Origin of the sequence: Enterobacter sp. PL1, assembly GCF_945957325.1 — a bacterium.
In the GTDB taxonomy this organism is placed as follows: Bacteria; Pseudomonadota; Gammaproteobacteria; order Enterobacterales; family Enterobacteriaceae; genus Enterobacter; species Enterobacter roggenkampii.
The window spans coordinates 125369-148929 of sequence record NZ_CAMFKT010000002.1 but is presented as its reverse complement, the minus strand read 5'-3'; the positions used below and the strand labels follow the sequence as shown (position 1 = coordinate 148929).

The 23561-nt window shown below is 56.6% G+C and carries 20 protein-coding genes and 1 riboswitch; of the genes, 8 read left to right on the top strand and 12 right to left on the bottom strand.

Features of this window, described 5'->3' with window-relative positions; genetic code table 11:
• Positions 1–70: 70 nt before the first annotated feature.
• From araD to araB, 3 genes are all read right to left on the bottom strand, one after another.
• Complete coding sequence (araD, locus tag N6P30_RS02480; protein ID WP_023293304.1) at positions 71–766, bottom strand: L-ribulose-5-phosphate 4-epimerase; 696 nt, start codon at positions 764–766, stop codon at positions 71–73.
• 88 nt (positions 767–854) lie between these two features.
• A complete protein-coding gene (araA, locus tag N6P30_RS02475) occupies positions 855–2357 on the bottom strand; it encodes an L-arabinose isomerase (protein ID WP_023293303.1) in 1503 nt (500 codons plus the stop codon).
• 10 nt (positions 2358–2367) lie between these two features.
• Positions 2368–4077, bottom strand: coding sequence for a ribulokinase (gene araB / locus N6P30_RS02470; protein ID WP_260629927.1), 1710 nt, complete (start codon positions 4075–4077; stop codon positions 2368–2370).
• A 337-nt stretch (positions 4078–4414) separates the two neighbouring features.
• On the opposite strand from araB, the gene araC reads away from it, so the two are divergent.
• Together araC and N6P30_RS02460 are read left to right on the top strand one after the other, a co-directional pair.
• Complete coding sequence (araC, locus tag N6P30_RS02465; RefSeq protein ID WP_023293301.1) at positions 4415–5260, top strand: arabinose operon transcriptional regulator AraC; 846 nt, start codon at positions 4415–4417, stop codon at positions 5258–5260.
• 128 nt (positions 5261–5388) lie between these two features.
• On the top strand, positions 5389–6156 hold the full coding sequence (locus N6P30_RS02460; RefSeq protein ID WP_008502007.1) for a DedA family protein: 768 nt from the start codon (positions 5389–5391) through the stop codon (positions 6154–6156).
• 28 nt (positions 6157–6184) lie between these two features.
• On the opposite strand, the gene thiQ is transcribed toward N6P30_RS02460, so the two are convergent.
• From thiQ to sgrR, 4 genes are all read right to left on the bottom strand, one after another.
• Complete coding sequence (gene thiQ / locus N6P30_RS02455; RefSeq protein ID WP_023293300.1) at positions 6185–6883, bottom strand: thiamine ABC transporter ATP-binding protein ThiQ; 699 nt, start codon at positions 6881–6883, stop codon at positions 6185–6187.
• Positions 6867–8477: a thiamine/thiamine pyrophosphate ABC transporter permease ThiP gene (thiP, locus tag N6P30_RS02450; RefSeq protein WP_023293299.1), complete on the bottom strand. Its 1611-nt coding sequence runs from the start codon at positions 8475–8477 to the stop codon at positions 6867–6869. The genes thiQ and thiP overlap by 17 nt, the downstream gene beginning before the upstream one ends.
• Positions 8453–9436 carry a thiamine ABC transporter substrate binding subunit gene (gene thiB / locus N6P30_RS02445; protein ID WP_023293298.1) on the bottom strand — a complete coding sequence of 328 codons (984 nt, stop codon included), beginning with the start codon at positions 9434–9436 and terminating at the stop codon, positions 8453–8455. Before thiB ends, thiP begins: the two co-directional genes overlap by 25 nt.
• Before the next feature lie 31 nt (positions 9437–9467).
• A riboswitch (TPP riboswitch) is annotated at positions 9468–9568 on the bottom strand.
• Positions 9569–9604: 36 nt separating this feature from the next.
• Positions 9605–11260, bottom strand: coding sequence for an HTH-type transcriptional regulator SgrR (sgrR, locus tag N6P30_RS02440; RefSeq protein ID WP_023293297.1), 1656 nt, complete (start codon positions 11258–11260; stop codon positions 9605–9607).
• An 88-nt stretch (positions 11261–11348) separates the two neighbouring features.
• On the opposite strand from sgrR, the gene sgrT reads away from it, so the two are divergent.
• Entirely contained in the window at positions 11349–11501 is a 153-nt protein-coding gene (sgrT, locus tag N6P30_RS02435) for a glucose uptake inhibitor SgrT (RefSeq protein ID WP_008502002.1), read from the top strand.
• Between the two features lie 120 nt (positions 11502–11621).
• The gene (locus N6P30_RS02430; protein ID WP_023293296.1) at positions 11622–12800 is read left to right on the top strand and encodes a sugar efflux transporter; all 1179 of its coding nucleotides are present in this window, start codon (positions 11622–11624) and stop codon (positions 12798–12800) included.
• A 58-nt stretch (positions 12801–12858) separates the two neighbouring features.
• On the opposite strand, the gene leuD is transcribed toward N6P30_RS02430, so the two are convergent.
• From leuD to leuL, 5 genes are all read right to left on the bottom strand, one after another.
• Entirely contained in the window at positions 12859–13464 is a 606-nt protein-coding gene (leuD, locus tag N6P30_RS02425; RefSeq protein WP_023293295.1) for a 3-isopropylmalate dehydratase small subunit, read from the bottom strand.
• A 10-nt stretch (positions 13465–13474) separates the two neighbouring features.
• On the bottom strand, positions 13475–14875 hold the full coding sequence (leuC, locus tag N6P30_RS02420) for a 3-isopropylmalate dehydratase large subunit (protein WP_058673393.1): 1401 nt from the start codon (positions 14873–14875) through the stop codon (positions 13475–13477).
• A gap of 2 nt (positions 14876–14877) precedes the next feature.
• On the bottom strand, positions 14878–15969 hold the full coding sequence (leuB, locus tag N6P30_RS02415; protein ID WP_021240531.1) for a 3-isopropylmalate dehydrogenase: 1092 nt from the start codon (positions 15967–15969) through the stop codon (positions 14878–14880).
• Positions 15969–17540 (bottom strand): 2-isopropylmalate synthase, encoded by a 1572-nt coding sequence (gene leuA, locus N6P30_RS02410; RefSeq protein WP_021240530.1) that lies wholly within the window; start codon positions 17538–17540, stop codon positions 15969–15971. The genes leuB and leuA overlap by 1 nt, the downstream gene beginning before the upstream one ends.
• Before the next feature lie 91 nt (positions 17541–17631).
• Positions 17632–17718, bottom strand: coding sequence for a leu operon leader peptide (gene leuL / locus N6P30_RS24610; protein WP_071530973.1), 87 nt, complete (start codon positions 17716–17718; stop codon positions 17632–17634).
• Positions 17719–18324: 606 nt separating this feature from the next.
• Between leuL and leuO the strand changes: the two genes are divergently transcribed.
• The 4 genes from leuO (at position 18325) to cra (ending at position 23054) form a co-directional block, all read left to right on the top strand.
• Positions 18325–19269, top strand: coding sequence for a transcriptional regulator LeuO (gene leuO / locus N6P30_RS02405; protein WP_025912169.1), 945 nt, complete (start codon positions 18325–18327; stop codon positions 19267–19269).
• 380 nt (positions 19270–19649) lie between these two features.
• Positions 19650–21374 carry an acetolactate synthase 3 large subunit gene (gene ilvI, locus N6P30_RS02400; RefSeq protein WP_023293293.1) on the top strand — a complete coding sequence of 575 codons (1725 nt, stop codon included), beginning with the start codon at positions 19650–19652 and terminating at the stop codon, positions 21372–21374.
• A 1-nt stretch (position 21375) separates the two neighbouring features.
• The gene (gene ilvN, locus N6P30_RS02395; RefSeq protein ID WP_008501994.1) at positions 21376–21867 is read left to right on the top strand and encodes an acetolactate synthase small subunit; all 492 of its coding nucleotides are present in this window, start codon (positions 21376–21378) and stop codon (positions 21865–21867) included.
• A gap of 179 nt (positions 21868–22046) precedes the next feature.
• Entirely contained in the window at positions 22047–23054 is a 1008-nt protein-coding gene (gene cra, locus N6P30_RS02390; RefSeq protein WP_008501993.1) for a catabolite repressor/activator, read from the top strand.
• Positions 23055–23561 lie beyond the last annotated feature (507 nt).

Here is a 23561-nt window from a genome sequence, read left to right as displayed (position 1 = left end):
TTATCCCATAAAACAAAACCAGGCCTGATTATAGCCTGGTTAAGATTTTAATGCTGGGTTTATATACAGTTTACTGCCCGTAGTAGGCCTTCGCGCCGTGCTTGCGCAGATAATGCTTATCCAGCAGGGTTTGCTGCATATCCGGCAGCTGCGGCGCCAGCTGTCGACAGAAGATCCCCATATAGGCGATCTCTTCAAGCACGATGGCGTTATGCACCGCGTCTTCCGCGTTTTTCCCCCAGGCGAACGGGCCGTGGGAGTGCACCAGCACGCCGGGCATCTGCGCGGCGTCGATTCCCTGTTTTTCGAAGGTTTCGACAATGACGTTGCCGGTTTCCCACTCGTACTCGCCGTTGATCTCCGCATCGGTCATCAGACGCGTGCAGGGAATGGTGCCGTAAAAGTAGTCCGCGTGGGTGGTGCCGGTCGCCGGGATGGACTGGCCCGCCTGCGCCCAGATGGTGGCATGGCGTGAATGGGTATGCACGATACCGCCGATGGTTGGGAATGAGCGGTACAGCAGGCGGTGGGTTGGCGTATCGGAGGAGGGCTTTTTGTTCCCTTCCACCACTTCACCCGTTTCGATGCTGACCACCACCATATCGTCCGCCGTCATCACCGTGTAATCGACGCCGGAAGGCTTGATCACGAACACGCCTTTTCCGCGGTCAACGGCGCTGACGTTGCCCCAGGTCAGGGTGACCAGATTATGTTTCGGCAGCGCCAGGTTGGCTTCGAGCACCTGGCGTTTGAGCTCTTCTAACATTGTTGTCTCCAGTGCCGGATGGCGCTTCGCTTATCCGGCCTACAGAACCGTAGGCCCGGTAAACGCGGTGCCACCGGGCATTCAGGGCTTAGCGTTTTGAACCGTAATAGACTTCGTTCCAGCGCAGCGCGTCTTTAAATGCGGGCAGGCGGGTATCGTTATCAATGACGGTCAGCTCGATATCATGCAGCTCGGCGAACTGACGCATGTCGTTCAGATCCAGCGCGTGGCTGAAGACGGTATGGTGCGCGCCGCCGGCCAGGATCCAGGCTTCTGACGCGGTCGGCAGATCCGGCTGTGCTTTCCACAGGGCGTTGGCGACCGGCAGTTTCGGCAGGGAGTGTGGCGTTTCAACCGCATCGACGCAGTTCACCAGCAGGCGGAAACGATCGCCCAGATCGATCAGGCTGGCGTTGATGGCCGGGCCCGTGCGGGTGTTGAAGATCAGACGCGCCGGATCGGCTTTACCGCCGATGCCGAGGTACTGCACGTCGAGGATCGGTTTTTCCTCTACCGCGATGGAAGGACACACTTCCAGCATGTGCGAGCCGAGCACCAGGTCATTGCCGTTTTCGAAGTGGTAGGTGTAATCCTCCATAAAGGAGGTGCCGCCTTGCAGACCGGTCGACATCACCTTCATGATGCGAAGCAGAGCGGCAGTTTTCCAGTCGCCTTCGCCGGCAAAGCCGTAGCCCTGCTGCATCAGGCGTTGTACTGCCAGACCCGGCAGCTGTTTCAGACCGTGGAGATCTTCAAAAGTGGTGGTAAAGGCGTGGAAACCGCCCTGTTGCAGGAAGCGCTTCATGCCCAGTTCGATGCGCGCCGCATCCAGCACGTTCTGACGCTTGTCGCCGTTGATTTGTGCCGCAGGCGTCAGGCGGTAGCTGCTTTCGTACTCGTCCACCAGCGCGCTCACGTCGCCATCGCTGATGTCATTCACCACCTGCACCAGATCGCCCACGGCCCAGGTATTCACTGAGAAGCCGAACTTGATCTGCGCGGCGACTTTATCGCCGTCGGTGACCGCCACTTCACGCATGTTGTCGCCGAAACGCACCACTTTCAGGTGGCGGGTATCCTGCTTAGAGACCGCCTGACGCATCCAGGCGCCGATACGCTGTTGCGCCTTGCCATCCTGCCAGTGGCCGGTGACCACCGCGTGCTGCTGACGCATACGCGCGCCGATGAAGCCGAACTCGCGGCCGCCGTGTGCGGTCTGGTTCAGGTTCATAAAGTCCATGTCGATGCTGTCCCACGGCAGGGAGGCGTTGAACTGGGTATGGAACTGCAGCAGCGGTTTGTTGAGGATAGACAGGCCGTTGATCCACATTTTTGCCGGTGAGAAGGTGTGCAGCCACACCACCAGACCGGCGCATTTATCGTCGTAGTTGGCGTCGCGGCAGATGTGGGTGATTTCGTCCGGCGTCGTGCCCAGCGGTTTCAGCACCAGTTTGCACGGCAGTTTGGCTTCCGCGTTCAGCGCGTTAACGACATGCTCCGCGTGTTTCGTTACCTGCTGCAGCGCTTCCGGTCCGTAAAGATGCTGGCTGCCAATCACAAACCACACTTCATAGTTATTAAAAATGGTCATCATCGTGTCCTTAATGGGTCAGGGTTGCCGTAGTGTCCGCGGTGCTTTTGGCCGGGGCGGCGACAGGGAGATAGTGAAGTTCGGCGCTTTTTGCCCATTGCTGGTAGCGCTGATAAAGCTGTTCAAAGCGTTGTGCCTGCTGGGCACGCGGCTGAAGGGTGTTTTCGACGGCACTCGCCATATGCTGCTGCGCGGTGGGGATATCCGCATGGACGCCAGCGGCTACGGCGGCGAAAATTGCCGCCCCCAGCGCGCAGCACTGATCGGAGGCCACAATCTGGAGCGGACGGTTCAGCACGTCGCAGCAGGCCTGCATGATCACCGGGTTTTTACGGGCGATGCCGCCCAGCGCCATCACGTTGTTCACGTCGATGCCCTGCTCGGTGAAGCACTCCATAATCGCGCGGGCGCCGAAGGCGGTGGCGGCAATCAGACCGCCGAACAGCGCAGGCGCGTCGGTCGCCAGGTTGAGGTCGGTAATCACCCCTTTCAGGCGCTGGTTGGCAAACGGCGTGCGGCGGCCGTTAAACCAGTCCAGCACCACCGGGAGGTGGTCGAGAGACGGATTTTTAGCCCAGGCGTCGGTAAGCTGCGGCAGGAGCTGCTTTTTGCTCTCGGCGATCTGGGTTTTCAGTTCAGGATGTGACGCCGCCAGCCGATCCAGCGGCCAGCCGAGCACGCGGCCAAACCAGGCGTAGATATCGCCAAACGCGGACTGACCGGCTTCGAGGCCGATAAAGTCTGGCACCACGCTGCCGTCAACCTGGCCGCAGATGCCTTTTACCGCGCGGTCGCCGACGGTGGATTTATCTGCCGTCAGGATGTCGCAGGTGGAGGTGCCGATCACTTTTACCAGCGTGTTTGGCTGTGCGCCCGCGCCCACGGCGCCCATATGGCAGTCAAACGCGCCGCCGGAGATAGCTACGTTCTGCGGCAGGCCGAGACGCGTCGCCCACTCTTCGCAGAGGGTGCCGACGGGAATATCGGCGGTGAAGGTGTCGGTAAACAGCGGGTATGACAGGCTCTTGTTAATGATCGGGTCGAGCTCATCAAAGAACGCGGCCGGAGGCAGACCGCCCCAGCTTTCATGCCACAGGGATTTATGCCCGGCGCTGCAGCGGCCGCGGCGGATATCCTGCGGGCGCGTGGTGCCGGAGAGCAGGGCGGGAACCCAGTCGCATAGCTCAATCCATGACGCCGCTGCCTGTGCGACAGACGCGTCCGCGCGGGTGACGTGCAGGATCTTGGCCCAGAACCACTCGCTGGAGTAAATCCCGCCGATATACCGTGAGTAGTCGGTTTTGCCCGGCTGATGGCATAAGCGGGTGATGGCTTCGGCCTCTTCCACGGCGGTATGGTCTTTCCACAGCACGAACATGGCGTTCGGGTTGTCGGCATACTCAGGACGCAGCGCCAGCACGCGGCCTTCGGCATCCACAGGGGCAGGCGTAGAGCCGGTGCTGTCGACGCCAATCCCAACAACATCGGCCCGCTGGGCGTCGGTCAGGTCCGCCAGAACGGTTTTGAGCGCCGCTTCCATCGACTCGATGTAGTCCCGCGGGTGGTGACGGAACTGGTTGTTTGGCGCATCGCAGTAGCGCCCCTCTTGCCAGCGCGGATACCACTCAACGCTGGTTGCTATCTCCTGGCCGGACGTACAGTCCACTGCCAGCGCGCGAACTGAATCGCTGCCAAAATCGAGGCCAATCGCAATTGCCATGGTGTTGCTCCATCGAAAAAACAGGTATGGAAGAACATTAGAGACTGGGGACAAAAGTCGTCAGGCAGGATCCGCTAATCTTATGGACTAAATTGCTGTTACAACGGAAAGTGTGACGCCGTGCAAATATTCAATGTGGACATTTCTGCCGCACTTATAGACACTTTTGTTACTGGTTATCTGCCTGCTCTGGCGGAGAAATCAGGGGGAAAGGCTGAAACATGGCGGACGTAAAAGCGGCGTGATGCTTTTTGGATCTTTTCGCGGGCCATTTTTAACCTGCATTTAGTGATATGGACAATTGGTTTCCTTCAGGACCCTTGGGAGAACTGAATCTATGGCCGAAACGCAGAACGATCCCCTGCTGCCGGGATACTCGTTTAACGCGCACCTTGTGGCGGGGCTGACCCCTATCGAGGCTGAGGGATATCTCGACTTTTACGTCGACCGACCGCTCGGGATGAAAGGGTATATCCTCAACCTGACCGTGCGGGGGGAAGGGATCATCAAGAACGGTGACCAGCAGTTCGTCTGCCGCCCGGGGGATATCCTGCTGTTCCCGCCGGGGGAGATCCACCACTATGGCCGTCATCCGGATGCCAAAGAGTGGTATCACCAGTGGGTCTACTTCCGTCCGCGCGCCTACTGGCAGGAGTGGCTTTCCTGGCCGGCTATTTTTGCACACACCGGGTTTTATCGCCCGGATGAGGTGCATCTGGCGCAGTTTCGCGAGCTTTTTGCCCAGATAATCGAGGCGGGGCAGGCTGGTGGACGCTATGCCGAACTGCTGGCGATAAACCTCCTTGAACAGCTGCTGCTGCGGCGGATGGAGGCGATTAACGCGTCGCTGAATCCGCCGCTGGATAACCGCGTGCGCGACGCCTGCCAGTACATCAGCGACCACCTGGCCGATAGCCAGTTTGATATTGCCAGCGTCGCCCAGCACGTCTGCCTGTCGCCGTCGCGGCTGTCGCACCTGTTCCGCCAGCAGCTTGGCGTCAGCGTACTGAGCTGGCGCGAGGATCAGCGCATCAGCCAGGCGAAGCTGCTGCTCAGCACCACCCGGATGCCCATCGCCACCGTGGGGCGCAACGTGGGCTTTGAGGATCAGCTCTATTTCTCCCGCGTATTTAAAAAATGCACCGGTGCCAGCCCCAGTGAATTTCGCGCGGGATGTGAATAAACGGTAAAAAAAGATAAACAAACAGGTGAATGCGGAAAGCAACCTGTAAACTATTCAGACAATTGTTGCCTTGACGCGGTGCGGGGCGCTAAGCAGAATCGCTGATTCGTTTTCTGACCGGAATAGTTATGCAGGCATTGCTAGAACACTTTATTACCCAGTCCGTTATGTACTCGCTCATCGCCGTGGCGCTGGTGGCGTTTCTGGAATCGCTGGCGCTCGTCGGGTTAATCCTGCCCGGCACCGTGATGATGGCGGGGCTTGGGGCGCTTATCGGCAGCGGTGAGGTCAATTTCTGGCAGGCATGGCTGGCCGGGATTATCGGCTGTCTGCTGGGCGACTGGATCTCCTTCTGGCTGGGCTGGCGCTTTAAGAAGCCGCTGCACCGCTGGTCGTTCATGAAAAAGAACAAAGCGCTGCTGGATAAAACCGAGCATGCGCTGCACCAGCACAGCATGTTTACCATCCTCGTGGGCCGCTTTGTTGGGCCAACGCGTCCGCTGGTGCCGATGGTGGCCGGGATGCTGGATCTCCCCGTCGCGAAATTTGTGGTGCCGAACATCATCGGCTGCGTCTTCTGGCCGCCGTTCTACTTCCTGCCGGGTATTCTGGCGGGCGCGGCCATCGATATTCCTGACGGTATGCAAAGCGGTGAGTTCAAGTGGCTGCTGCTGGGCACGGCGGTGCTGCTGTGGCTGGCGGTCTGGCTCTGCTGGCGCCTGTGGCGCAGCGCGAAAGCGAGCGTCGATCGCCTGACGCGCTATCTCCCGCGCTCTCGTCTTTTGTGGCTGGCCCCGCTGACGCTGGGTGTGGCCGTGGTGGCGCTTGTGGCGCTGATTCGCCACCCGCTGATGCCGGTGTACGGTGAGATCCTGTTGAAAGTTGTGAGCCGTTAAGCGCCGGGCGGCACTGCGTTTGCCCGGCCTACGGTTTTATACCCAATAATCCAGAAGCGCTTTCTTTTCCGCTCATTAATGCTTCTGTTGCTCCATCCCACAAAATGCGTCCCTCCGCGATCACCACCGATCGCGGCGCAATCCGTGCGGCATCTTCGATACTGTGCGAAACCATCAGCATCGTAAGCTGTTGGCGCTGGCAGACGTCCTGCACCAGGGCGAGCATCTCCTGGCGCAGCGCGGGATCGAGCGCCGAGAACGGCTCATCCAGCAGCAGCAGCGGCTGCTCGCGCACCAGACAACGCGCCAGCGCCACGCGCTGACGCTGGCCGCCGGAGAGCTCGCCCGGGAGCCTGTCGATGAATTCAGCGATCCCCATCTGTGCGGCAATCACTTCAAGTTTTTCGCGTTGGGCATCGTTCAGCCTGAGCCCCGGATGCATTCCCAGCGCGATGTTTTGCCGCACCGTCAGATGGGTAAACAGGTTGTTTTCCTGAAACAGCATCGACACAGGGCGTTTAGCCGGAGGGGCGTCGGTGAAATCACGATTATCGATGGCTATCGACCCGCTGGCAGGTTGCAGAAAACCGGCGATCAAATTGAGCAAGGTGCTTTTCCCGGCACCGCTTGGGCCAAGCACCGCAATCCGCTCGCCCTGCTGAACGGAGAGCGTAAAGCGCATCGGCAGATGCTGATAGAGCCAGGTTACATCAGTCAGTTTTAACATCACGCCCCGGGAGTTTTTCGATAACGGTAAATAAGGCAAAGCAGAGCAGCAGCAGTAACAGCGCGGTAACCGCGCCGTCCTGACTGCGGTAAGAGCCGATTTGCTGATAAAGCCAGTACGGCAGCGTGCGGAAATCGTCATTACCGAACAGCGCCACGACCCCAAAGTCTCCAATGGAGAGCACGCAGGCAAACGCCAGCGCCTGAGCCAGCGGACGTTTTAGCGCGCGCAGTTCCACAACCTTCAGCCGCTGCCAGCCCTGCATGCCCAGCGACTGACACAGCAAACCGTAGCGGCTGTTGACGTCGCGCATCGGGTTTTCCAGCACCTTAAGCGCGTAGGGGATGGCCATTAAGGCGTTAGTGAAAATCACAATGCCATCGGCCCTTTCCGGCAGGCCGAGGGTGCTGTTGAACAGTAAAAAGAAGCCCGTTGCCAGCACGATACCCGGCATCGCCAGTATCAGCATGCCCGTCAGTTCCAGCATTTGTCCGGCTTTTTGCGCCTGGCGGGCGTAGAGCTCACGGCTGCTCCACAGCAGCATCATGGTCAGCATAACGCACAGCAATCCGGCAGCCAGCGCTATGCGTACCGAGGTCCAGGTCGCCTGCCAGAGAACGGGCTGTTGCAGGACGGACATAAGATTGAGGTTCAGGCCGTCAACGATAACGGCCAGCAGCGGCGGCAGCAACAGCAGCAGCGCCAGCGCGATCAGGATAACATCGCTGATGCGGCTGTGCAGGCTGTCCTGCGGATCGCGCCAGCCGGTTATTTGATGACTACCTGCGGGAATGGCTTTACTCAGCCGCTGGCTCAACAGCACCAGCACCAGACAGCACGCCATCTGGACTATCGCCAGCAGTGCGGCGCGACCGGGATCGTAGTCGTAACTCAGCGCCTGGTAAATCGCCAGCTCAATGGTGGTGGCCTGCGGCCCGCCGCCGAGTGACAGCACGGTGGCAAAGCTGGCAAAGCAGAGCATAAAGATTAATGCCGCCACGGGCGGGAGCTGGCGGCGCAGCCACGGCCATTCGACAAAGCGGAAGAACGACCAGCCGCGCATGCCGAGCTGGGCGGCAATCTGCCGCTGCTCGCCGGGAATGTTCTCCAGCGCCTGCAAAAAGAGGCGCGTTGCCATCGGCATATTGAAAAACACGTGCGCCAGCAGAATGCCCTGCAGTCCGTAAGGCGAGAATGACCACTCAATACCAAGCTGGCCGAACAGCGAAGCCAGCCAGCCCTGGCGGCCGTAAACGCTCAGAATACCAAATACCGCTACCAGCACGGGCAGGATCAGCGTCATGGCGCACAGGCGCAGCAGGGCCTGCCTGCCGGGGAAACGCCGCCGATAGAGCGCGCGTGCAAGAAAAATAGCCGGGATCGCCGACAGCAGGGCAGAAAGAGACGCCTGCCAGAAGGAGAACCGGATAACGTGCCAGAGGTAGCTGTCGTGCCAGAGGGCGAGCAGGTCGCTCTCCGGTGCGTTAAACCACAGCGCAAGAAAGGCTCCCAGACTGACCGCCACCATCACGACGGCGGCGAGCAATCCGGGGAGTAACCAGCCGGGAATTAACGGCTGACGGCGCGTTGCCATTCACTTACCCATGCGGCACGCTGCGCGGCGACCTGCTGCGGCGTAAACTCCAGCGAGGTTTTCGGCTTGGTCAGCTGCTCAAAACCAGTGGGCAGCGCAACGCTGGTGACCGGATACATCCAGTTGCCCGCTGGAATGGCATTCTGGAATGCCGGTGAAACCATAAACTTCAGGAACTTCTCGGCCAGTTCCGGCTGTTTGCTGGCGGCGGTACGCGCGGCCACTTCCACCTGCAGATAGTGCCCTTCCGCAAAATCAGCGGCAGCATAGTTGTCTTTCTTCTCGGCGATAATGTGGTAGGCCGGGGAGGTGGTGTAGCTCAGCACCAGGTCGCTTTCACCTTTCAGGAACAGGCCATAGGCTTCGCTCCAGCCTTTGGTCACGGTGACGGTTTTGGCGGCCAGCTTCTGCCACGCTTCCGGCGCCTTATCGCCGTAGACTTTCTGCATCCACAGCAGCAGGCCCAGGCCCGGCGTACTGGTCCGCGGATCTTCGTAAATCACGCGCCACTTCTGGTCGCTTTCCACCAGCTCTTTCAGGCTCTTCGGCGGGTTTTTCAGCTTGTTTTTATCGTAGACGAAAGCAAAGTAGCCGTAGTCGAACGGCACAAAGGTGTCGTTCTTCCAGCCGCCCGGCACGTTAACGGCCTCTGCCGCGACGCCGCTTTTGGCAAAGAGGTTGGTTTGCGAGGCGGCTTCCAGCAGGTTGTTATCCAGTCCGAGCACCACGTCGGCCTTGCTGTTTTTGCCTTCCATGCGCAGGCGGTTGAGCAGCGAAACGCCATCTTCCAGCGCCACGAACTTCAGCTCGCAGTTGCAGTCGGCTTCAAAGGCTTTTTTGACAACCGGGCCAGGGCCCCAGTCGGCGGAGAAGGAGTCGTAGGTGTAGACCGTCAGAACGGGCTTGGCTAAAGCGGGCAGCGCGAACAGCGCCAGCAGGGGGAGAACTTTTTTTAACACTTTGCACCTCAGGGTTGAGTGGCAAAGGATTTTGAGCGACAGCCTCAAATCCCTTCGCCGGCGTTATCCGGATCAGGTTCGACGGGTATTATCTCAGCGCACATCTGTGATGCAGCACCCCGTTGAGAACGGCGCTATTGTAATGATTTGGTGAATATTACGAAAGCGTTATGGCTCCGGGGGCGCAAACCAGGCGGATTTAAAATCAAACCAGCCCAGGGTGTTCATCCGCAGGCCGCGCATGCTGCGCTGGCCCTGGATCATCAGCCAGTGGTGGATCAGCGGGACGATCGCCTGCTCGGCCAGCAGCTGCTGGCACCATACGGCAAGATTCATCTCGCCCGCACGCCACTGAGCGGCATCCTGCTGCCAGTCCCGGTCGATGCAGTGCTGGATCAGCGGGACTTCATACAAATGCGAGAAGAGGGAAAAATCGAGCGGCAGGGTGAAGTTGGCGCTGTTCAGCCAGATATCGCTGGCGATTTCCCCCTGATGCCATTCGTCATAGTCCACTTCCCTGATGTCCAGCCTGACTCCCTCCGCTGCCAGCAGGCGGGTCATGATCCTCGCGATAAAACGATGCTCAACATGATCGCGGTAGTAGGTCAGGGTGATGGACTCCAGCCCTGCGGGCTTGTCGCAGCGCGTTGGTCGGGCATGGTGCCAGCGCGGAAGCAGGCCGTACGCCGGGAACCAGTATGTCTGGTATTGCTCTTCCGCATGGTAGATAAGATTGGAAGGAGACAGCACGTGGCTGATCCACTTGCGGACAGCCGGGTTTGCCCCACGGTGGGTGCGGCGGTCAAAGAGGAGATAGTAGCAGCCCTCCTCCAGGCGACTCTCCACGGCCTTTTCTCCGGTGGTGGGGCCTTCAAGCGTCAGCCCGCAGCTCAGGTCTTCATTGAGATCCGGTAATACCCACACGTTCACTTCGTCGATCAGCGCCCGATAGCCAAAGTAGTCATCGAACGCGCGGATTTTCAGCTGGTTGCTGTTATTGCGGGAGACGGAGTAGGGCCCGGTGCCAATCGGCAGGCTGGCAAAATTGTTCATCGACTCCCACTCGGCGGGCAAAATCATTGAGGGCACATAGCCCAGCAGCCAGGGAAGCCACTTGTCCTGCTGCGCCAGCTCGATATCCAGCGTCCAGGCCGTGGGGGAGTGGATGCGCGAAATATGCGAGTAGAGCGGCAGCCTGCGGGCGCGTTCCAGAGAGGCGATGACGTCGTGCATCTCCAGTTCGCGACCGTGGTGAAAGTGGATGCCCGGGCGTAAGAAGAAGCGCCAGTGGCGCGGGGAAAGCTGTTGCCAGTGGTGCGCGATATCCGCCTCCAGTTCCCCGTTTTCCTCATTTATCCGCGTCAGGCCGCTGAAGATTTGTCGGGCCATGTGGGTTTCAGAACGCCGTAACGCCGTGCCGGGCAACAGATTTTTCATCGGACGGTAGTAGAGCACCCGCAGAATGTGTCGGCCCTGACGAAAACTACGTCCGAGATGGGAGACCAGCATCTGGCGCACGGCGGCCTTGTCGCCCACCAGCTGGACCAGCTGATCGATACGGTCCTGCTCGAGCAGGTCTTCTGCACGCTGCTGCTGCAATGCCAGCCCGGTGTAGAGAAAGGTCAGCCGCGAGCGTTTCCCGCGTCCCGCCTCCGCTTCCCAGCTTAACCACCCCTGCTGCTGCATGGTATTGAGCAGCGTGCGCATATGGCGGCGGGAACAGCTAAGCAGGTCAGCCAACTCGTTGAGCGTGGTTTCCTGCGATTGCCCCTCACAGCACTGCCAGAGGCGGATAAATTGTTGCTGCAGACGACCGGAAGGCATAAAAGAGGAACTCCTGACAAAAAACCAGCAATTTATTAATCCCTATATTAGGCCAATAATGCTTCCCGATGAAGCGAGGAGGTAAATGATGAAGAGGTCTACCGCACGTCAGTTTTATCAGCAGTACTTTTCAGCGACAAAAGGATCGTCCTGGCTGGCCCGCCCGTGTGCAGAGCAACGGCTGAAAATGTTAGAAGAACTGATGCAGTGGGACGTTACGAAACCGGCCTCTTCTCGCTGACTCGCCTCGATCATGTGTGACTGAGTATTGGTGCTAATCACCCGCCAGCAAAATGTTTTTGCTGGCTTTTTTCGTTTATTCTTTCACCCAATTTCGATTCGCTTTCACAAGGACTTGCGCATGCTGTGGTTGATGACGATGGGGCGACGCCTGAACGGCGTGTATGCCGCTTTTATGCTGGTGGCCTTTATGATGGGCGTGGCGGGAGCGCTGCAGGCGCCGACGCTGAGCCTGTTTCTCAGCCGCGAGGTGGGGGCACAGCCGTTCTGGGTGGGGCTGTTTTATACCGTCAACGCGATTGCCGGGATCCTGGTCAGCCTCGCGCTGGCGAAACGATCGGACAGCCAGGGCGATCGTCGTAAGCTGATCCTCTTTTGCTGCGCCATGGCCGTGGGCAACGCGCTGCTCTTTGCCTTTAACCGCCATTACCTGACGCTCATTACCTGCGGCGTGCTGCTGGCGTCGCTGGCGAACACCGCCATGCCGCAGCTGTTCGCGCTGGCCCGGGAATATGCGGATAGCTCGGCGCGGGAAGTGGTGATGTTCAGCTCGGTGATGCGTGCCCAGCTCTCGCTGGCGTGGGTCATTGGCCCGCCGCTGGCCTTCATGCTGGCGTTGAACTACGGCTTTACCGCGATGTTCTCCATCGCGGCCGGGATTTTTGTCATCAGCCTGGCGCTGATTGCCTTCGCACTGCCGTCCGTGGCGCGCGTCGAACAGACAGCGGATAAACCGCTCACCCAGGTGAGCGGCTGGCAGGACAAAAACGTCCGCATGCTGTTTATTGCCTCCACGCTGATGTGGACCTGCAACACCATGTACATCATCGACATGCCGCTGTGGATCAGCAGCGATCTGGGCTTACCGGACAAGCTCGCGGGGATCTTAATGGGGACCGCTGCCGGGCTGGAAATTCCGGCGATGATTCTGGCGGGTTACTACGTTAAGCGCTTTGGAAAGCGTCGGATGATGATCGTCGCCGTGGCGGCCGGGGTGCTGTTCTACGCGGGGCTGATCCTTTTCCATTCGCGCGAAGCGCTGCTGGCGCTGCAGCTGTTTAACGCCGTGTTTATCGGGATTGTTGCCGGGATCGGCATGCTATGGTTTCAGGATCTCATGCCCGGTCGTGCCGGCTCGGCGACCACGCTTTTTACCAACAGTATTTCGACCGGAGTGATTCTGGCAGGCGTGATTCAGGGGGCTCTGGCGCAAAGTTACGGGCATGGCTCAGTTTACTGGATGATTGCCGCCATTTCGGTGGTTACGCTTGGGCTGACTTGCCGGGTTAAGGATGTCTGATTCTGGAAGGCGGCTTCACGAAACAAATCAATGGCCCGCTTTTTGCGGGCCATTGTCTTTAGCCCATAAATGCAGGCTGTTTTTTCTCGTACGCGGAGATGGCGTCTTCGTGCTGGAGCGTTAAACCAATGCTGTCCAGACCGTTCAGCATGCAGTGGCGACGGAAGGCATCAATGCTGAAGCTGTAGGTTTTATCCCCGGCTTTCACCACTTCCCCTTCCAGATCCACTTCAAACGACATGCCCGGATTTGCCTTAACCAGCGCGAACAATTCATCGACCTGTTCGTCGCTCAGCGTCACCGGCAGCAGCTGGTTGTTGAAGCTGTTGCCATAAAAGATATCCGCGAAGCTGGGGGCAATGACCACCTTAAAGCCGTAGTCTGTCAACGCCCAGGGGGCGTGTTCACGCGACGAGCCGCAGCCAAAGTTTTCCCGCGCCAGCAGGATGGTTGCGCCTTTGTATTCCGGGAAGTTCAGAACGAATTCCGGATTAGGCACCTCGCCTTTATCGTCCAGGAAACGCCAGTCGTTGAACAGGTGCGCGCCAAAGCCGGTGCGGGTCACCTTCTGCAAAAACTGCTTAGGAATGATCGCGTCCGTATCAACGTTAGCGGCGTCCAGCGGGACAACACGGCCCGTATGTTGGGTAAATTTCTCTGCCATGATTGTCTCCTTATTTCAGGCTGCGAATGTCGGCGAAATGGCCGGTGACTGCCGCAGCGGCGGCCATTGCCGGGCTGACCAGATGGGTACGCCCACCGCGGCCCTGACGGCCTTCAAAGTTACGGTTGCTGGTGGAGGCACAGCGCTCACCCGGATTCAGGCGATCGTTGTTCATGGCCAGGCACATGGAGCAGCCAGGCAGGCGCCACTCGAATCCTGCTTCGATAAAGATCTTATCCAGACCTTCGGCTTCCGCCTGGGCTTTCACCGGACCGGAGCCTGGAACCACCAGCGCCTGCACGCCCGGTACGACTTTACGGCCTTTGGCAATCTCTGCCGCCGCACGCAAATCTTCGATACGGGAGTTGGTGCAGGAGCCGATAAATACCTTATCAATGGTCACGTCGGTCAACGGTACGCCGGGTTTCAGCCCCATATAGGCCAGCGCTTTTTCCGCACTGGCGCGCTCGACCGGATCGGCGAAGGAGGCCGGATCGGGAATGGCGTCGTTGACGGAAATTACCTGGCCCGGGTTGGTTCCCCAGGTCACCTGAGGGGCAATCTCTTCTGCCTGCAGCGTGACAACGGTATCAAACCTTGCCCCGTCGTCGGTTTTCAGGGTTTTCCAGTATGCTACCGCGTCGTCAAAATCCTGGCCCTTCGGCGCGTGCAGACGGCCCTTCACATAGTTGAAGGTCGTTTCATCTGGCGCGACCAGACCGGCTTTGGCACCCATCTCAATGGCCATATTGCACAGGGTCATGCGACCCTCCATGCTCAGCGCCTGAATCGCGTCGCCGCAGAATTCAACGACGTGGCCGGTACCGCCTGCGCTGCCGGTTTTACCGATGATCGCCAGCACGATGTCTTTCGCGGTAATGCCAGGTGCCGCTTTGCCCTTCACTTCAATCTTCATCGTTTTGGCGCGGCCCTGCTTCAGGGTCTGCGTCGCCAGCACGTGTTCAACTTCAGACGTGCCAATCCCGAACGCCAGGGCGCCAAACGCGCCGTGGGTTGCGGTATGGGAGTCGCCGCAGACGATGGTCATGCCCGGCAGGGTAATTCCCTGCTCTGGACCCATCACGTGAACGATGCCCTGATAGGGGTGGTTCAGATCGTACAGCTCAACGCCAAATTCGTTGCAGTTCTTGATCAGCTCCTGCATCTGGATACGCGCCATCTCACCCGAGGCATTAATGTCTTTGGTCTGGGTGGAAACGTTGTGATCCATCGTCGCGAAGGTTTTACCCGGCTGACGTACCGGGCGCTTGTGCGCGCGCAGGCCGTCAAATGCCTGAGGAGAGGTCACTTCGTGTACCAGATGACGGTCAATGTACAGCAGTGGGGTTTCGTTTGGTGCCTCGTAGACAACGTGCGCATCAAACAATTTTTCGTATAACGTTTTGGCCATGATTACACCCCTTCAGCGACATAGCGGGCAATAATGTCGCCCATTTCATCGGTACTGACTGCCGCCGCGCCGCGTGATAAATCACCGGTACGAACGCCTTCTTCTAACGCCCGGTTAATGGCATTTTCAATTGCGGTTGCTGCATCGCCTGCATCCAGGCTGTAGCGCAGCAGCAGGGCCAGAGAGAGGATCTGCGCAATCGGGTTAGCGATGTTTTTGCCCGCAATATCCGGCGCGGAACCGCCTGCCGGCTCGTACAGGCCAAAACCTTCTTCATTCAGGCTGGCGGATGGCAGCATGCCCATAGAGCCGGTGATCATCGCGCACTCGTCTGACAAAATATCGCCGAACAGGTTGGAGCACAGCAGCACGTCAAACTGGGACGGATCTTTAATCAGCTGCATGGTCGCGTTGTCGATGTACATGTGCGACAGCTCAACGTCCGGGTACTGCTTCGCGACTTCGCTGACGATCTCGCGCCACAAGATGGAAGACTGCAGCACGTTCGCTTTATCAATGGAGGTCACTTTATGGCGGCGCTTGCGCGCGGACTCAAAGGCGATATGGGCGATACGTTCAATTTCGAAGCGGTGATACACTTCAGTGTCGAACGCCTTCTCATGCTGGCCGCTGCCTTCGCGCCCTTTTGGCTGACCGAAATAGATCCCGCCGGTCAGTTCACGCACGCACAGAATGTCGAAGCCGTTGGCGGCGATATCCGCGCGCAGCGGGCAGAACTCTTCCAGGCCCTGGTACAGCTTCGCCGGACGCAGGTTGCTGAACAGCTTGAAATGTTTACGCAGCGGCAGCAGCGCGCCGCGCTCTGGCTGCTCTGCAGGCGGCAGGTGTTCCCACTTCGGGCCACCGACGGAACCAAACAGCACGGCATCGGCATTTTCACAGCCTTCTACGGTCGCTTTCGGCAGTGGCGTACCGTGGTTATCAATCGCAATACCGCCCACATCGTAGTGGCTGGTGGTGATTTTCATCGCAAAACGCGCGCGAACGGCTTCCAGTACTTTCAGCGCCTGTGCCATCACTTCCGGGCCAATACCGTCGCCCGGTAACACAGCAATATGGTAATTCTTCGACATTACACGGTTTCCTTGTTGTTCTCTTTATTCTGAGCTTTGCGTTGCAACTCTTTTTCGACTTCGGCGGCGCGCCAGATGTTGTTCAGCACATGCACCATCGCTTTCGCGGAGGATTCAACGATATCGGTCGCCAGGCCCACGCCATGGAAACGGCGGCCATTGTGGGTCACAACAATGTCGACCTGGCCCAGCGCATCTTTGCCGTGGCCCTTGGCCGTCAGGTCATATTTCACCAGCTCAACGTCGTACTCGGTGACGCGGTTGATCGCCTGATAAATGGCATCCACAGGGCCGTTTCCGTTCGCCGCTTCGGCCTTAATTTCATCACCGCAGGCCAGCTTGACAGAGGCAGTGGCGATGTCGCTGGAGCCGGACTGCACGTTGAAGTAATCCAGACGGAAGTGCTCTGGCTCTTCCTGCTGCTTGTTAATAAAGGCCAGCGCTTCCAGGTCGTAGTCGAACACCTGACCTTTTTTATCGGCCAGCTTCAGGAAAGCGTCGTACAGCTGATCCATGTTGTAATCGCTGTCCTTATAACCCATCTCTTCCATGCGGTGCTTCACCGCCGCACGGCCGGAACGCGAGGTCAGGTTCAACTGGACCTGATTCAGGCCAATGGATTCCGGAGTCATAATTTCGTAGTTTTCACGGTTTTTCAGCACACCATCCTGGTGAATGCCGGAGGAGTGCGCAAAGGCGCCCGTGCCGACGATCGCTTTGTTGGCCGGAATCGGCATGTTGCAAATCTGGCTGACGGTCTGGCTGGTGCGCCAGATCTCGTTGTGATTGATGCGGGTGTGCACGTCCATGATGTCTTTGCGCACTTTGATCGCCATGATCACTTCTTCCAGCGAGCAGTTGCCCGCGCGTTCACCGATACCGTTCATCGCGCCTTCTACCTGACGCGCGCCGGCGTGGACGGCTGCGATGGCATTGCCCACGGCCAGACCCAAATCATCGTGGGTGTGGACGGAGATAATCGCTTTATCAATGTTCGGTACGCGGTCATACAGGCCGGTGATGATATTGGCGAACTCAAACGGCATGGTGTAGCCGACGGTATCAGGGATGTTGATGGTTTTGGCGCCGGCATTGATGGCGGCTTCCACCACGCGGGCCAGATCTTCAATCGGCGTGCGGCCCGCATCTTCACAGGAGAATTCAACGTCATCGGTGTAGTTGCGTGCGCGTTTCACCATATATACCGCGCGCTCAATCACCTCATCCAGCGTGCTGCGCAGCTTGGTGGCGATGTGCATGGGTGAGGTGGCAATAAAGGTGTGGATACGGAACGCTTCGGCCACTTTCAGCGACTCGGCTGCAACGTCGATATCTTTTTCAACACAGCGTGCCAGACCGCACACGCGGCTGTTTTTAATGGTGCGGGCGATAGTCTGGACGGATTCGAAATCACCCGGAGACGAGACCGGGAAACCCACCTCCATCACGTCGACACCCATACGTTCGAGAGCCAGCGCGATCTGCAGTTTCTCTTTTACACTCAGGCTTGCCTGTAATGCCTGTTCACCGTCACGTAAAGTAGTATCGAAAATAATGACTTGCTGGCTCATGGGTTAGGTCCTTGTCAGTCTTAGGGCGCCTTGCTACGAGCATAAAAAAACCCGCGCAGTGGCGCGGGTTTTTAGTCTTACTGGTGACGATTCAACGCTGAATTTCGCCCGCCAGTCTACCGCGCACAGTGGATGCGTTTAGTAGTAGTAGACCGGTGAAACGAATGGTGCGAATCATGAATCGTGCTCCGTTAAATTCAATATGCTTTTAGTGGTACTGGATACGCCAGTTGATGTCAACCCCTGATGATAAAAACGGGCCCGACGGGCGTAATCAGCAGGATAATTACTTTAGCTAATTGTGCTGGTTTTGGCTTTTACGACCCGACTAATTGTCTAATTTTGGACTGAAGAAAACAGTTGCAGAAACAAATAAATATAATTGTTTCAAATGAGTGACGCGCGTTACTGAGAATGTTCTGTACGTAAAGGGTTTTAATATCATTAAGTTATAATTATGGTGAATCTATTGCGCTTCGCTGAAAAACGAAAAGAGATAACATGTTATTAACTAACTGCAGAGCGGTGGCGATAACAGTTTAATAATACTTAAGTCATCATTAACCTGGCGGTCATTGTGTATTTGTTTGGTTTATGGTTTCATTTGAATCCTAAAGTCAAACATATCATTTGCGCTATTTTCTTTTCGTTTATATAGCGTCTTTATATATTCTGAATTTTAAATAATTCTCTTTCGCTGATCGTATTTGCATGATAAATCATATTTTTCGAGATGATTAGCGTACGTTGGCAAAGGGAGTTTAGCGTGACAGTGGAGTCAGAAGTGCCAGAAAATAATATTAAACAACCTCAAGCTACTGATGGGATTAAACCGCAGTTACGCACGGTGGATCTTAATCTTCTGACGGTGTTTGATGCGGTCATGCAGGAACAGAATATCACCCGCGCCGCCCAGGCGTTGGGGATGTCGCAACCTGCTGTGAGTAATGCCGTTGCCAGACTCAAGCTCATGTTTAACGACGAATTATTCGTTCGTTACGGGAGGGGGATCCAGCCTACGGCACGCGCATTCCAGCTGTTCGGTTCCATCCGCCAGGCGTTGCAGTTGGTGCAAAATGAGCTGCCGGGATCGGGCTTTGAACCCTTGAGCAGCGAGCGCGTATTCCATCTTTGTGTCTGCAGTCCATTAGATAATTATTTAACGTCGATTATTTATAATAAAGTTGAAGAAATCGCACCAAATATCAATCTGGTTTTTAAATCATCCCTGAATCAAAACACGGAACATCAGTTACGCTATCAGGAGATCGAATTCGTGCTGGGGTATGAAGAGTTCCGTCGTCCGGAATTTTCCTGCGTGCCGCTCTTTAAAGATGAAATGGTTCTTGTCGCCAGTAAAAAACACCCACGTCTGAATTCTCCGCTGCGAGAACACGATGTTTATAACGAACAGCACGCCGTTGTTGCTCTCGACAGATATGCTTCCTTTAGCCTGCCGTGGTATGACACTGCGGATAAACAGGCGTGCGTGGCTTATCAGGGCATGGCTATGGTCAGCGTATTAAACGTGGTCTCCCAGACACAGCTGGTGGCGATTGCACCGCGCTGGCTGGCAGAAGAGTTTTCTGACCCATTAAATCTGCAAATTTTGCCATTGCCGCTTAAGTTAAATAGCCGAACCTGTTATCTCTCCTGGCATGAAGCGGCCGGACGGGATAAAGGACACCAGTGGATGGAAGAGTTGCTGGTTGGTATCTGTCGCCGGTAAACGCATCGGGATAAATCGCATCGGATCATGTGATTTATCCTGAGTTTTTTTGGATAGTTGCTATTTTGTTCTGTGAGTCTTTTTTTCGGGCGGCTCTTCGGCACGCAAAAATAGATGATTTCCTGCATTGTCGCGCTTTTCAGTGATGATTTATCACACCGTCCTCTATTCTCAGAGGAATTAACCATATCTTCTGTTAACGGCTGCGTTTTCTGCTTTACGCACCGTTTATCTCCCCGGGTTTGCTAATTGCCTGCCTCATAACGAGCGGTTAAGGTAAAGAACACTCTGCAAAATATAAGATTGGTTCATCCCAATCGTAAGACGGTGCGGAAATGAATTCGGCAGTCCGTCTATAACAAAATGCCTGGAGGCAAAGCATGGAGATGTTGTCTGGCGCGGAAATGGTCGTGCGGTCGCTGATCGATCAGGGCGTAAAGCAAGTGTTCGGCTACCCTGGCGGCGCGGTCCTCGATATTTATGATGCCCTCCATACGGTAGGGGGCATTGACCATGTTCTGGTACGTCACGAGCAGGCGGCCGTACACATGGCCGACGGCCTGGCGCGTGCGACGGGTGAAGTGGGCGTGGTCTTGGTCACGTCCGGCCCCGGCGCGACAAACGCCATTACCGGCATTGCGACGGCGTATATGGACTCAATCCCGCTGGTGATCCTCTCCGGGCAGGTAGCAACCTCGCTGATTGGCTACGATGCTTTTCAGGAGTGCGACATGGTCGGGATTTCGCGTCCCGTGGTGAAGCACAGCTTCCTGGTTAAGCAAACCGAAGATATTCCCGGCGTACTGAAAAAAGCCTTCTGGCTGGCGGCAAGCGGACGCCCGGGACCGGTGGTGGTCGATCTGCCTAAAGACATTCTGAACCCGGCAAACAAGCTGCCTTACGTCTGGCCGGAATCGGTGAGCATGCGTTCTTACAACCCGACAACGCAGGGGCATAAAGGTCAGATCAAGCGGGCGTTGCAAACGCTTCTGGCAGCCAAAAAACCGGTCGTCTATGTCGGGGGCGGAGCGATCAACGCAGCCTGTGAAGCCCAGCTTCGTGAACTGATTGAAAAACTCAACCTTCCTGTTGCGTCGTCGCTGATGGGGCTGGGGGCGTTTCCCGCCACCCACCGCCAGGCGCTGGGTATGCTGGGTATGCACGGTACCTATGAAGCCAACATGACGATGCATCACTCCGATGTGATCTTTGCCGTCGGTGTGCGTTTTGACGATCGTACCACCAACAACCTGGCGAAATATTGCCCGAATGCCACCGTGCTGCATATTGATATCGATCCGACGTCAATATCTAAAACGGTGTCGGCTGATGTGCCGATCGTCGGTGATGCCCGTCAGGTTCTGGAACAGATGCTGGATCTGCTGGCCCAGGAGAAAGCGACCCAGCCGCTGGATGAGATCCGCGACTGGTGGCAGCAGATTGAACAGTGGCGCGCGCGTCAGTGCCTGAAATATGACACGCAGAGCGAAAACATTAAGCCGCAGGCGGTCATCGAAGCGGTGTGGCGACTGACGAAAGGTGAAGCGTATGTGACCTCAGACGTGGGCCAGCACCAGATGTTTGCTGCCCTGTATTATCCGTTTGATAAACCGCGACACTGGATCAACTCGGGTGGCTTAGGCACCATGGGCTTTGGTCTGCCTGCCGCGCTGGGCGTGAAGCTGGCGCTGCCGGATGAAACCGTCGTCTGCGTGACCGGAGACGGTAGTATCCAGATGAACATTCAGGAGCTGTCTACCGCGCTGCAGTATGAACTGCCGGTTCTCGTGCTGAACCTGAATAACGGCTACCTCGGCATGGTGAAGCAGTGGCAGGATATGATTTATTCTGGCCGTCACTCGCAGTCATACATGAAATCGCTGCCGGATTTTGTTCGTCTTGCTGAAGCTTACGGCCATGTTGGCATGCGGGTAACCGATCCGGCCGAGCTGGAAACGAAGCTCGCACAAGCGCTTGAGCACGTTAAAAACAACCGCCTCGTCTTTATGGATGTGATTGTTGATGGAACCGAGCACGTCTATCCGATGCATATTCGGGGTGGTGGTATGGATGAAATGTGGTTAAGCAAAACGGAGAGAACCTGATATGCGCCGGATATTATCAGTTTTACTGGAAAACGAGTCTGGCGCACTGTCGCGCGTCATTGGCCTTTTTGCGCAGCGCGGTTATAACATTGAAAGCCTGACCGTCGCCCCGACGGAAGACCCAACGCTGTCGCGCATGACGATCCAAACCGTCGGCGACGCTAAGGTGCTTGAACAGATTGAGAAACAGCTGCATAAGCTGGTCGACGTGCTGCGCGTGAGCGAGCTGGGGCAAGGGGCCTACGTTGAACGCGAGGTCATGCTGGTGAAAATTCAGGCCAGCGGCTACGGGCGTGAAGAAGTCAAACGCAATGCGGATATTTTCCGCGGACAGATTATCGACGTCACGCCTTCTCTTTATACCGTTCAGCTGGTCGGGACGAGCGACAAGCTGGATGCGTTCCTGGCGTCCGTACGGGATGTCGCAAAAATTGTCGAGGTGGCGAGATCGGGGGTTGTGGGTCTGTCACGCGGCGAGAAAATCATGCGTTAGTTGTCAAAAAGGTTCGCCTCTTTCTGCCCGGTCACCAAAGCCGGGCTTTTTTTTGCGTAATCAGCCGACAACGCAGATAAAAGCGGTTGCCGCGAAGGCTTTTCTGCGTTTAGATGTTAAAAGATTTAACCATAACCTTGACAGGGCCATGGACTCTTTTCTTTTTTTAAGGGGCAATTGTGAAACTGGATGAAATCGCCCGGCTAGCCGGCGTGTCACGAACAACGGCCAGCTATGTGATTAACGGTAAAGCAAAGCAGTACCGTGTCAGCGACAAGACCGTTGAAAAAGTTATGGCGGTGGTTCGTGAACATAACTACCATCCGAATGCTGTCGCAGCCGGTCTGCGCGCCGGGCGCACCCGCTCTATTGGTCTGGTAATCCCGGACCTGGAAAACACCAGCTATACCCGTATCGCCAACTATCTTGAACGTCAGGCGCGTCAGCGCGGCTATCAATTGCTGATTGCCTGCTCGGAAGATCAGCCTGATAACGAGATGCGCTGCATTGAACATCTGCTTCAGCGCCAGGTGGATGCCATTATTGTTTCGACCTCCTTACCGCCGGAGCATCCTTTCTACCAGCGCTGGGCGAATGATCCGTTCCCGATCGTTGCGCTTGACCGTGCCCTCGATCGCGAGCATTTCACCAGCGTGGTGGGTGCCGATCAGGACGATGCCGAAATGCTGGCCGCAGAGCTGCGGACGTTCCCGGCGGAAACGGTGCTGTATTTGGGCGCGCTGCCTGAACTTTCCGTGAGCTTCCTGCGCGAGCAGGGATTCAGAACGGCCTGGAAAGACGATCCGCGCGAGGTTCACTACCTCTATGCCAACAGCTACGAACGTGAAGCCGCCGCGCAGCTGTTCGAAAAATGGCTGGAAACGCATCCGATGCCTCAGGCGCTGTTCACTACCTCGTTTGCGCTCTTGCAGGGTGTCATGGATGTGACCTTACGTCGTGAAGGTAAACTGCCTTCCGATCTGGCGATTGCCACGTTCGGGGATAATGAGCTGCTCGACTTCCTTCAGTGCCCGGTGCTGGCGGTTGCACAGCGCCATCGCGATGTGGCTGAACGCGTGCTGGAGATTGTGCTGGCAAGTCTGGATGAACCCCGCAAACCGAAGCCGGGCCTGACGCGTATCAAACGTAATCTCTACCATCGCGGAATTTTAAGCCGCCAAAAATGAAATGACCGGGGCGGCGAAATCTGCCCCTTTTTGCTGCAATAATTCGTGCAGATAATTCCCGGAGAGAAATTAGGATAATTCTTGGGAGATCATAATCGCCTATTTTTCTTTATTCATTTTGGCTTTTAAATTGCCCTTTAAACAACATCTCAGCGATTTTAAACGGCACTCTTTGTATTATTTTGTTACAAACCCTCTACGGTCGATGAATATTCAGACGTTTTTTCCTCTTCCTTTGACAGTTTACGCGATAACCACTGCGCTTACCGCTCGCCTGAATGAATCTGGCGCTGTCATCCCCTGAGAATCTGTCATAAAATGCTGCCCGCGTCGCAAACTGACACTTTATATTTATCTGCGATGATATTGAGTGAGCCTTAACGCTAGTGTGCATATTCGGTTTTTTTCTTACAAATATTCATAACGTTAATTTTGCCTCGCCAGTTGTGCAGTTATTAACCAGGACTGTTTATCTCTGTAAATAGAGGGCTTTCGAGTCCTTATGCC

Excerpts from the sequence above, each read along its gene's own strand:
- araD (WP_023293304.1), bottom strand. The coding sequence starts at position 766 with ATGTTAGAAGAGCTCAAACGCCAGGTGCTCGAAGCCAACCTGGCGCTG.
- araA (WP_023293303.1), bottom strand. The coding sequence starts at position 2,357 with ATGACCATTTTTAATAACTATGAAGTGTGGTTTGTGATTGGCAGCCAG.
- araB (WP_260629927.1), bottom strand. The coding sequence starts at position 4,077 with ATGGCAATTGCGATTGGCCTCGATTTTGGCAGCGATTCAGTTCGCGCG.
- araC (WP_023293301.1), top strand. The coding sequence starts at position 4,415 with ATGGCCGAAACGCAGAACGATCCCCTGCTGCCGGGATACTCGTTTAAC.
- N6P30_RS02460 (WP_008502007.1), top strand. The coding sequence starts at position 5,389 with ATGCAGGCATTGCTAGAACACTTTATTACCCAGTCCGTTATGTACTCG.
- thiQ (WP_023293300.1), bottom strand. The coding sequence starts at position 6,883 with ATGTTAAAACTGACTGATGTAACCTGGCTCTATCAGCATCTGCCGATG.
- thiP (WP_023293299.1), bottom strand. The coding sequence starts at position 8,477 with ATGGCAACGCGCCGTCAGCCGTTAATTCCCGGCTGGTTACTCCCCGGA.
- sgrR (WP_023293297.1), bottom strand. The coding sequence starts at position 11,260 with ATGCCTTCCGGTCGTCTGCAGCAACAATTTATCCGCCTCTGGCAGTGC.
- sgrT (WP_008502002.1), top strand. The coding sequence starts at position 11,349 with ATGAAGAGGTCTACCGCACGTCAGTTTTATCAGCAGTACTTTTCAGCG.
- N6P30_RS02430 (WP_023293296.1), top strand. The coding sequence starts at position 11,622 with ATGCTGTGGTTGATGACGATGGGGCGACGCCTGAACGGCGTGTATGCC.
- leuD (WP_023293295.1), bottom strand. The coding sequence starts at position 13,464 with ATGGCAGAGAAATTTACCCAACATACGGGCCGTGTTGTCCCGCTGGAC.
- leuC (WP_058673393.1), bottom strand. The coding sequence starts at position 14,875 with ATGGCCAAAACGTTATACGAAAAATTGTTTGATGCGCACGTTGTCTAC.
- leuB (WP_021240531.1), bottom strand. The coding sequence starts at position 15,969 with ATGTCGAAGAATTACCATATTGCTGTGTTACCGGGCGACGGTATTGGC.
- leuA (WP_021240530.1), bottom strand. The coding sequence starts at position 17,540 with ATGAGCCAGCAAGTCATTATTTTCGATACTACTTTACGTGACGGTGAA.
- leuL (WP_071530973.1), bottom strand. The coding sequence starts at position 17,718 with ATGATTCGCACCATTCGTTTCACCGGTCTACTACTACTAAACGCATCC.
- ilvI (WP_023293293.1), top strand. The coding sequence starts at position 19,650 with ATGGAGATGTTGTCTGGCGCGGAAATGGTCGTGCGGTCGCTGATCGAT.
- ilvN (WP_008501994.1), top strand. The coding sequence starts at position 21,376 with ATGCGCCGGATATTATCAGTTTTACTGGAAAACGAGTCTGGCGCACTG.